This is a genomic window from Microbacterium sp. LRZ72, assembly GCF_033792225.1.
Lineage (GTDB): Bacteria > Actinomycetota > Actinomycetes > Actinomycetales > Microbacteriaceae > Microbacterium.
On record NZ_JANGEX010000044.1, the window covers coordinates 1 to 680 of the forward strand.

The following is a 680-nucleotide window of genomic DNA, read 5'->3' on the forward strand; positions in this document are numbered from 1 at the left end:
TGCACACGGGCCTGGCCGACCCCACCATCCCCAACTTCGAAAGAGAAGAAATCCTGCCAAGTACTTGACGCGGGACAGCCACCTCCTCGTGTTCGGTGAGGAGGAGTGCCATGGAGTGCTCGGAGAAGTAGCGGCGGTCTGCGCCGTCCCATTCGTCGTGCTGCTCGATCAGGACGTGCCCGGCCAGGCGCAGTAGCGCGGCGGGGTTGGGGAACGTGCCGACCACGTCGGTGCGGCGTTTGATCTCCTTGTTCACCCGCTCGAGAGGGTTTGTGGACCAGATCTGGCGCCAGTGCGCGACGGGGAACCCGGTGAAGCCGAGCAGGTCGTCTCGGGCAGCTTCGAGCATGTCCGAGATCTTTGGGTGTGAGCGGGCGAGCATGCGGGAGACCTCATCGAACTGGGTCCGGACGTGTTCGGTGTCGGGCTGGGCGAAGATCGTGCGGATGATCGAGGCGACCATCGGCCCCGCGGTCTTGGGGACGTTCGCGAGGACGTTGCGCATGAAGTGGACCCGGCAGACTCCCACTGTCAACTGGCCGCAGTTCTTTGTGTGTCCCCGGTGTGCGCGCTGAAGGCCGCCGCGGCATCTCAGGGGCGGCGGTGTGTCTCTAACCGTGGCTGGTCAGGCGGCGGTGATCAGCGCGGCCGATCCGTGGCGGGTGGGGTCGTAGGTTTCG

Annotated in this window: 1 pseudogene; it reads right to left on the reverse strand. The window is 65.7% G+C overall.

The features are described from left to right. Positions 1-106: 106 nt before the first annotated feature. Positions 107-520 (reverse strand): annotated as a pseudogene (locus M4I32_RS15175) (transposase); the annotation flags it as partial. Positions 521-680 lie beyond the last annotated feature (160 nt).